At 35.8% G+C, this 9,068-nt stretch carries 9 protein-coding genes and 2 pseudogenes; 2 read left to right on the forward strand and 9 right to left on the reverse strand.

From position 1 onward, the window contains the following. From FJR11_RS23005 to FJR11_RS23370, 9 genes and pseudogenes are all read right to left on the reverse strand, one after another. A pseudogene (locus FJR11_RS23005) lies at positions 1-536 on the reverse strand (hypothetical protein); the annotation flags it as partial. An 84-nt stretch (positions 537-620) separates the two neighbouring features. Beyond that, positions 621-1,577: a hypothetical protein gene (locus FJR11_RS23010; RefSeq protein ID WP_168507973.1), complete on the reverse strand. Its 957-nt coding sequence runs from the start codon at positions 1,575-1,577 to the stop codon at positions 621-623. A gap of 32 nt (positions 1,578-1,609) precedes the next feature. Further along, the gene (locus tag FJR11_RS23965) at positions 1,610-1,792 is read right to left on the reverse strand and encodes a DUF4367 domain-containing protein (RefSeq protein ID WP_168507989.1); all 183 of its coding nucleotides are present in this window, start codon (positions 1,790-1,792) and stop codon (positions 1,610-1,612) included. Positions 1,793-2,090: 298 nt separating this feature from the next. Then, entirely contained in the window at positions 2,091-3,296 is a 1,206-nt protein-coding gene (locus tag FJR11_RS23025; RefSeq protein WP_168507971.1) for a hypothetical protein, read from the reverse strand. 36 nt (positions 3,297-3,332) lie between these two features. Next, on the reverse strand, positions 3,333-3,818 hold the full coding sequence (locus FJR11_RS23030) for a hypothetical protein (RefSeq protein ID WP_168507977.1): 486 nt from the start codon (positions 3,816-3,818) through the stop codon (positions 3,333-3,335). A gap of 29 nt (positions 3,819-3,847) precedes the next feature. Beyond that, positions 3,848-4,408, reverse strand: coding sequence for a PsbP-related protein (locus FJR11_RS23035; RefSeq protein WP_168507979.1), 561 nt, complete (start codon positions 4,406-4,408; stop codon positions 3,848-3,850). A 200-nt stretch (positions 4,409-4,608) separates the two neighbouring features. Then, a complete protein-coding gene (locus FJR11_RS23045; RefSeq protein WP_168507981.1) occupies positions 4,609-4,875 on the reverse strand; it encodes a M20 family metallopeptidase in 267 nt (88 codons plus the stop codon). A gap of 100 nt (positions 4,876-4,975) precedes the next feature. After that, positions 4,976-5,272, reverse strand: a complete 297-nt coding sequence (locus tag FJR11_RS23050; protein WP_168507983.1) for a hypothetical protein — start codon at positions 5,270-5,272, stop codon at positions 4,976-4,978. A 219-nt stretch (positions 5,273-5,491) separates the two neighbouring features. After that, positions 5,492-5,980 (reverse strand): hypothetical protein, encoded by a 489-nt coding sequence (locus FJR11_RS23370; RefSeq protein WP_174763182.1) that lies wholly within the window; start codon positions 5,978-5,980, stop codon positions 5,492-5,494. Positions 5,981-6,571: 591 nt separating this feature from the next. Between FJR11_RS23370 and FJR11_RS23065 the strand changes: the two genes are divergently transcribed. Beyond that, a complete protein-coding gene (locus FJR11_RS23065) occupies positions 6,572-7,879 on the forward strand; it encodes an alpha-L-fucosidase (protein WP_168507987.1) in 1,308 nt (435 codons plus the stop codon). An 826-nt stretch (positions 7,880-8,705) separates the two neighbouring features. After that, positions 8,706-9,068, forward strand: a pseudogene (locus tag FJR11_RS23070) (hypothetical protein); the annotation flags it as partial.

Here is a 9,068-nt window from a genome sequence, read left to right on the forward strand (position 1 = left end):
AGATTGATATTTTTGGTTTTAGTTGTACCAATTTCTAAGTGATCCAGCCATGTAATGAAATAACCTTGTCCCATATATGAACCTTCACAAACCAGAGAATCACGACCTGTTTTATTAGGGATTTTTAGACAGCTATTGGAACGAAACCCACTTTCATATCGGATTCTAGACCAACCATTATTAGTGCGCCGCAATAAAACAGAACCTCCCCAATTACCTGCATGGGGTTCACAATCTCCCAAGTCTACTAATGCTTCCCGACTACTGCCTTTGGTAAAACTGCCATAAACTACAGATATTAAGGTAGCAGTTCCATTATTATAACTAGTAAATGACGGGCATTTTTTACAAACAATCTTTCCCTTTTCTTGTGCAATATTCCCAGCACCACAAATATTTTGCATCAGCGCAATAGCATCTTTTTGTGAGGGAACTATACTATCTTTTTTGACTTCTTGTGCTAATGCTTTGGTAGTGATAACTTGGGCTGTGAGGATTGTTCCTAATAATAAAATGGATTTCAGTTGCTTCATCATAGTTTAACAAGATAATTATTACTACAGGGTGTTATTTAGCAAGTTGATAGAGAGCGATCGCTAAAATAATGTCTCTTTATGTAACTAAACGCAGAAATAAGCACCCCAGTCAACTTTATCTTGATTAGGATCAACACATTTAAACTGTTTAACTTCGCCATTAATACTGCCAAATCTTATTACCCAATCACTTTGGTCTTGAATGAAGTTAACTAATCCCACAGATTGACAATTATTAATAATTCTTTGACTAATAATGTTCATGAATTGGGTAGAGTTCATGACTGATTCTGTAGCAAGTCCACTAAGTCGAATTGTGTAACCTATAGAATATTCGGGAGGATAGGTTTTATATTCTTCACCAAAACTAGAAGTTTGAATATTTACTGTAATTTTTCTACCTTTGGTAATTGTTGCTTTTGCTTGCTTGATTGCTGATTGACATTGGTTTGTAGATCGACTGTTGGAATTACTTAATTTTTGATTACTATTGGTTCTACTTAATCTTTGTACAGTAGCTAAATCTATTTTTTTGATGTTGGGTTTACTAATGTTTCTCAAGTCAACATCATAGTAATTATCGCCTCCTTCATTGGGGTCACGTTGAGAATTTAATATATATCTCCGTTCTCCAACTTTGATGAGTTTTTTAAACAGATAATCTTTACCTATATAACGGATTTTTGATTTTTGACCAGGCTGTAAAATAGCCAGCCTAACAAAACCATCTTGCAATATTAAAACAGAGAATAATTGATTTTCACTAAGCTGTTCAATGTTTTTTTGACCAGTAATAGAATATCCTAAATTATCTTGTCTGGGAACATTGGGGTTTTCTCCACTATAATTAGTTATAATTCCACTACCCTTGCTCATATCATATACATCAAATACTGCTTTACCAGGAATATTATTGTTAGATTCTGATATTAATACTTCTGAACTATTTGAGTATTCTGATATTTGTGCTAAAGCTGGTAAATAGGAATTACTTAAAATTCCTATGGTCACTATTGATGAATAAAGATAGTTTAGTTTCATGGGGTTCTCCTCTATTTATGAATGTAACTGTTTTATCGAGTTCTTTTAATTGGGTTTTCATTAACCATTGAGTTAGCGATTGCAATTAATTCATTCTCGGAACAAGAACCGGAATATACGTGAAAAAATATACCATTTTGAATCCAGCTTATGTTATTCCATCCATCTCCTTGAAATAAAGAGGCTTTGATGTTTTTATTGAGAGTTAAAGGGATAGCTAAGTTATAATTAGCTTGAGAATTTTTGTAAAATTCAGATGCCTAGATGTCTTTTCTGTTCTGCTAGTGTTGGGCGTAACCAGGTTTTTGATTCATAACAAAGTTTGAAATTGATATTATTTTGAGATTGAGTCTTAGCTACAACTGGTAATGAAGTTCTACTATCCCCCCATGTATTTATTTGAGCAACTGCTGATAACTGATAAGTTGGCAATATGATTACACTGAATCCTAAAATAAATAGCGGGTTACTTTTCATTAATTTACTCATTCTATTGATATGTTAAATGCTGGATTAAGGAGCTATAAATTTGTTGAAGTCTGTTGGAATACCTGATGAATATTCCAAAATAGTTCCTGGAGTTGGCACTACAACTAAAGGTGAATCTGTATATCCATTATTTCCATAACGACTCCTTGACCACTTTTCTGTTCTAGTTTCATAGTCAAAGAATCGAGTTGCTATATCACGCCATCCTTGATTACTGGTATTTAAAATCCCCATAGAGGGTTCGTTTCTTGAGCCAGCAACACCGGAATATCTATCAGTTTCTTGGGCAGAGATTCTTTTATAGTTTTTACCAACTTTCGTATATATATAAATCCCACAACTACGGTTGCTACAAATTCGTCCCCCTGCTGGATATAAAATCGCTTCTTTGACATTATCATTATTAAGATCAACAAAAAACACTCGGTGATCTCTGCTATCTTTATAAGAACCAAAATCTTCCCGATATTGCAAAAAATCTTGACGAATAGCTGTTATCAGTGCTGGTGGTAGTTCTTGGTTATTTATCGTAGAAACGTTTTTACTTTGGGGTTGTGTATTTGCAGATGAATTTGGTAAACTAGAAGTACAACCAGCAGCTTTAAATTGTTGAGAAATTTGACTTTTATCTGGTTGCTCAATTATATAATTCAATAATTTATTTAGTGACTCAAGAGGTCTAGGATTATTTAGAGGAATCTCACCATTACTACTTATAAATTTACCATTTCTCAAACTTCCTGAACCTAAAAAATTGCCTTCTTTGAATAAAACTTGCCCGTTATTAGTTATGATGACTCCATTAGAGAAAACACCTATATCAAAGCGTCCATAACCTTCACCAGTTGAAACAATACAAACATGACCTTTTATCTTGGAAGGATAAATATGTCTAATATCTTCGTATCCATACCATACACCCATAAAAGGTGCTAGTCTTTGTTCAACTTTTGACCAAGCACGTATAAAGGATTCTCTTGTATTTTTTTCTACTTGAGTACGTCTATCTATAATATAACCAGCACCTACATTATTATTTTTGGTTCTCCTAATTTCTTGCTGAAGTTCTTCACGTAATTTGCTTAATTCTGCATTTGTGGGCTGTCTAGTTTGGGCTAATGCTGATAATTCATTAGCACTGAAAGTCATTAAACTGAATCCTAAGATAAATAGGGATCGCTTCGCCCACCGTAGGTATCGCTGTGCTTGTGGTAACATTCGGATTTTCATTATGTTAGCTTCTGTTTGATAATTTGTAAACACTGATTAGTAATTGCATTGATACATTCTTTCTTGTAAATCTAGCTCTTTGAGAATTTGATTCCTTAACTCACAAGATGGGCTATAAATAGTTACTTCCCCCGGAACACCTATAAAAACGGTTTCAGCTTTAACAGTTTTACATTGTGACCAAATTTTCTTCATTAAAGCTAATTCTCGTGATGTTATTTTGAGAGGGCGTTTACTTCTTAGAGGTTTGCCAATAATTTTTCCATTAACTCGTGTGTTAAGATTTCCTACGATTGCACAAATTTGAATAGATAGTGGAGCAATACATCCTTTAGTATCACAAAAACTTGGAGGGTTTAATCTCTTCCTAATTTCATTTTTGGCGTGACTAACTGAATGAACTTTATTGCTAGATGGTACTTCAGAAGGAAATTGTGCTAATCCTTGTTTATGGCAGCTTAAAGATAAAACTGTAAAAATAAATGTGAACTTAAGTAACAATTGAACTTTTATACTTTTCATAATTGGGGATGCTCCTTAATAACTCCGTTTTATCTTATAACTTTTATAGAATCATGAATTTTATATACTGTTGGCAAAATTTTGGTATTGCCTGGATTATGAAAAGTATTGATGCTGGCGGTTCTATTTGCAGAAACATAAACTAGGGTAGAAATAGTATTTGTTTCACCATCTGTTGACCAAATTCTGTAACTGTCTCGGTTATTAATTCTGATTTTTTCAACTTTTAAAATATCTCTCTCAAGTCCAGCCTTAGTATTGCTATACTCGGTTGCTTTATCTTTTAAAGAAGCTACTTCAATCGTGATATCTGTTTTGATGAAGTCATAAGGCCAAGGAGCTGCAAATTTAGGTTGACGATTAGTTATATAAATATAATTATTATCAACTTTGAAAAATAGCCATTTTGATGGGTAGTTAAAGGAAATGGTTCTATTTAAAATATAGGTTTTAAACTGAGCAGTATTTTGTTTAGTATTCTTTGAGTTAGTTTCTGCTGTGGTTTTAAATATATGAATTGTCTGATCAACTATTGGTGTTAGTACCAATGTGGTGATTAATATTATGTTGCTGACTTTCTGAAGTTTCATGTTATTTACCCTTTGATATTATTTATTGAACTTTGTTTCAAAATTAGTAGCATAACCACAGCATCTGCTCAAATTCTCGAATGCCGTCCATGATTCGGTAATATTTGGGATTACTCTGAAATAACCAATATGCTATTACTTTTCCCTCAAGAATTTGGTGAGATGGGACGGGGGCGATCACAATAAATTTTGTCAATACCTTATGAATGTGGTTTTAAATCACAAGGATTTACATATCCATAGCCTCCTTTTTCATCTAAAAATTCTACATGGGCTAATAATCCATTCTGTGTGCTTCTCGATTTGCCTGTAAACTTGCATATTCTTCCCCGGTGTCCTCTGGCTTTATTGCGCGGATTACTAGGTTCTATAACACAAATATCATTTGCGCGAATCTCATAATCTTCTGAGGTATAACGTCCACCACTAACTTGAGAACCATTAGAAAAATAAACTGTATTTTTCATATCACATTATTTTCACTATTCCATTGATATGTTTGTTAACTAAATAAATTGCGCTCGCATTTATCCTTGATTTCCCTCAAGAACGGAAACCGCCATATTTCTAAATTTGTAGTAATAGCTTTAACTCTCTCCCAAAGCGACCCCAGGCTTTTAACCAGTAGGGAATATACATAACCAACAAGCCAAACATTGCACTCAAGGCACAAGCATTTAAGATGATGCTAGGTATATCATGGGGTGGAGTGGAATTAGTAAATAGATAACAAATAATTGCTAAACCTAAAGACCATTCTTTTAATATCCAACCTAGTTTTAGTGCGGGGATGAAAGCCAAAAACATCAGTATATAAATGAAGGTCATAAAAAATAATGTTACTACTTGTTGAATATCCTGCATGGGTGTTACCTTTGATTTATGATTGTTGTTGATTGTTAAATAAACTGGGACGTTTAAGAGTAGCGATAGCTTCGCTCGCCGTAGGCATCGCCTGTTTTAAAAACCCGGTTTAAAGCACTGATAGCAAATTAACTTAATGTCTTTTTGTTCAATGATTTCGGCGGGTCTTATGTCTTGGTCGTCTGTCATGTCCTCATATTGGTAACACTAGGCTGAATATCATTCATCAGTTTCCAAATCTTCCTCTTCTTGTGGAAACATTGCACTATAGGATTTTTTGTATTCTTCCTTATAGTTACGATATGCACTAATTATATTTGCAATTCCTTGATCAGATGAACCAGCTTCGTGGCTACTCAATACCCCATCAGCTAACAGCCGGTAAACTAAACTATTTAAAGTTTCCTGTAAATTTTGATAGTGGTTGATTAATTCAGAATTATTTTGAAAATCAGTTTCTAAAACTGCTGTTTTTATAAATTGAATATCATTTGCAATTTGTTGATATCTGGCAGCATGACTTTCATTGACTCGTTGTTTTAACCGTTCTTCAAATTGAGAGCGTCTAACTAAATTAAGCAGCAGTGCTAAAGCCATTGGCACGGTAGCATAAATTATCTGCCCTGTTGTCACCGCTATGGTAGAACCAGCTAAAGTTGCAAAGATTGAAATATACTCAGTAATTTCGAGAAGTCGGTATTTATTCATAATTACTTCTCACTGGCGATCGCCTTCGGCACTGGCGTAGCCAATCGCAGTTCCCGAATCAGCCCCCCAACTTCGGGTAATGTTTTAAACATCTGGTTCATTGCCTGATGTAGTAAGTGATATAGTAATTAAAATAATAATCACATCTAACCGTAGTTGTAAAGACTTTTCTTGTTTATTTTTTGTTGAGTTTCATTGCTAAATAAACACTTTGACATCCTCCCCACCTTACTTAGTTGAAGGTGGAGATTCCAAAGATTACTCTTTGGGTTTCCTCTTAGGGAATTACCATTGCTGGAATGCTGTGTGCTTTCAACCTCGCACCAAGGCGGCTGGACTTCCGGTTTCTAGGATAATTCCGTTCACCAGCATGGACATCAAGTTATCAACTGTGAGAGATTTAAAGTGCGAACTCTACCCTATGGGTTATCTCACAGAAGCCAGTCATCCTTGAGTATTTCTACTCATTTCGACTGAACGAATCGCACTTAGAACTGAGATGTAAGCAACTCGTGCAGTTTGGCGAGTTCACCTGGTTATGTCAAATTTGCTGACTACCGTTCAATGTGAAAAACTAATTTAAATTTCATCATGATGAGTACATGGTTTGATACAGCACGACTGGGGATGTTTATTCATTGGGGTCATAGTTCCCATCAGGGACGTGAGTTATCTTGGCCTATGGTTGGAGGTGTATTCAGTCTTCCTTTCTGCAAAGATATTCCGGTTGAAGAATATTATCGTACAGTCAATACTTTCAATCCTCAAGATTACAATCCTCAAGAATGGGCATATTTAGCCAAAAATTTAGGAGTAGAGTATGTCGTATTCACTACTAAACATCATGATGGTTACGCTCTATTCCATACCCAAGAGTCAGATTTTTCTATTGCATCTGCACCTTATAAAAAAGACATTGTTCGTGAATATATTGAAGCTATGCGCTCTGTAGGATTGCGAGTTGGGCTTTATTTTTCACTTTCAGACTGGCATCATCCTGATTATCCGGCTTTTACAGAAGCTGATAAACCTTATCGCTTTGAGCAATTGCCTCAACCCACACAGCAACAGTGGGAGCGATATATTCAGTTTATGTTCAATCAAATCCGAGAATTATTGACCAACTACGGTCAAATTGACATCTTATGGTTTGATGGAAGTTGGGAAAGGACTCCAGAGCAATGGCAGGCTCAAGAATTGGCAAAAATGATTCGTGATTTACAACCCGATATTCTCATTAATGACCGCTTACCAAATTGTGGAGACTTTGCAACTCCTGAGCAATTTATTCCCCCCCAACCTCTGGCTCATCTGTGGGAAACCTGTCTGACTATTAATGAGAGTTGGGGATATAACCCAGATGATCATCACTTCAAATCCTCTCGGCAACTGATTCATACATTGTGCGAAGTTGCAGCTAAAGGCGGTAAACTTTTACTGAATATTAGTCCAATGGGCAATGGGCAAATTCCACCTGAGCAGTTAGAGCGTCTAGAAGATATAGCTAAATGGATGTCTCAGCATTCTGAAAGTATACTCGATACAACACCAGGACTAGAACCCTGGCAATTTTACGGTCCCTCAACCTGTAAGGGCGATCGCGCTTCGCGTGCCGAAGACGATGCTCCAAAGGAGTTGCCCAAAGGGCATCGCATTTATCTACACCTATTAATGAAACCTTACGAAACAATATCGGTTAGAGGTGTGCCAATCAAACGAGTGAAATCAGTATCTGTTCTTGCTGACGGTACACCACTTACCTATACAAGTCGCTGTGCAATTATGGATTCTTTTCTCAATTCCGACCCACTGGGGGAATTAACAATTTGTGTACCTGAATCAGTAATCAATTCTTTCGCTACAGTGATTGCTATTGATATCAACTCCTCTTTAACCTAAAAGGCAGTCCAAGAGTGTCTCAAGGATGCAGAATTTCTTTGAGCCTGCGCTCTTTCCTGGGCAATGAAAAGGTATTGTCAATAATCAGCGATCGCACTTCCATAATTTATTTGATTGGGTGGTAGAGTCCATCATTGCTACTCGCACGCAATATTATATCCCACATTCAGCATGAGTAAATATACTCAAAATATTTTTCCCAGCAGGTTATTTTGTCAAAAAAAGAATTTCATAAAACAGCTAAAACCCAATCATAATAACCACTTCATACTTTTTGCCATCTAGGTCGGTATTCAATGAATTTAATCTCAAACCAACTAATTTATTGACATTATTCTCAATAAACTTGATTCGAGCTTTAAGTATATCGGCGATGGCTACGCCGCGCCGAAGGCATCACCCTAATATAGAATTGCGTGTAATTGTCTGAAAGCCTTGTTATCATTGGGTTATAGATAATTCCGAAAATTCAAAAAACACCTGCGGAATGTGGGTTATATGCTCATAAAATTACTAACTAAAATTGATTTAGGGTATATTTAGGTGTTCTCTGGGGGTTATATATACCCTAAAAAGAGATTAGAGACTTGTATCTATTTCCTTTGACCCCTATATATTACCTGCTTATAACCTGCACAGGGGCTACATAGGGTCTATATTGCTAAAATAAAATATTTTGGGGTATATGTAGGGGTTACTTATGGGATAAATATACCCTAAGGCAAAAATTGAAAATAATTAAACTTTTAGCCCCTATCTAGGGTATATATAGGAGATACTTAGGGTATTTTTGTGCCACCCTTTTTTTGTATCCCACTTGACCCCCATGCCCAACATTCACGCCTTGCAAAAAATCTTTCCAGCAGGATTCGATAATGGTTACGGTAGTCTGAAACTTTTCGTTGATGGATTTGAAGTCGTTCGTATCCCCAGTTATATTTCTACAGCCGAGATGGAAGATGTCCCAGGAAGAATCGTTTTAGATGGTGCAGCTTACACCGTGGGAGAATCTGCTTTTCGTACAGGTTATCATTTCGACCGCAACACAGACCACAACGAAAACAAAATTAAAAATGCGCTGTTGATGTTATTTGGTGGATTAGCACATTTACCACATCGTAAAGCTTGGCATTTAAAATTAGTCGTCAGCTTACATGACATAGGATTGGCAAAAGATTTAAAACAAGCG

It is taken from the genome of Anabaena sp. UHCC 0187, assembly GCF_009712035.1.
In the GTDB taxonomy this organism is placed as follows: domain Bacteria; phylum Cyanobacteriota; class Cyanobacteriia; order Cyanobacteriales; family Nostocaceae; genus Dolichospermum.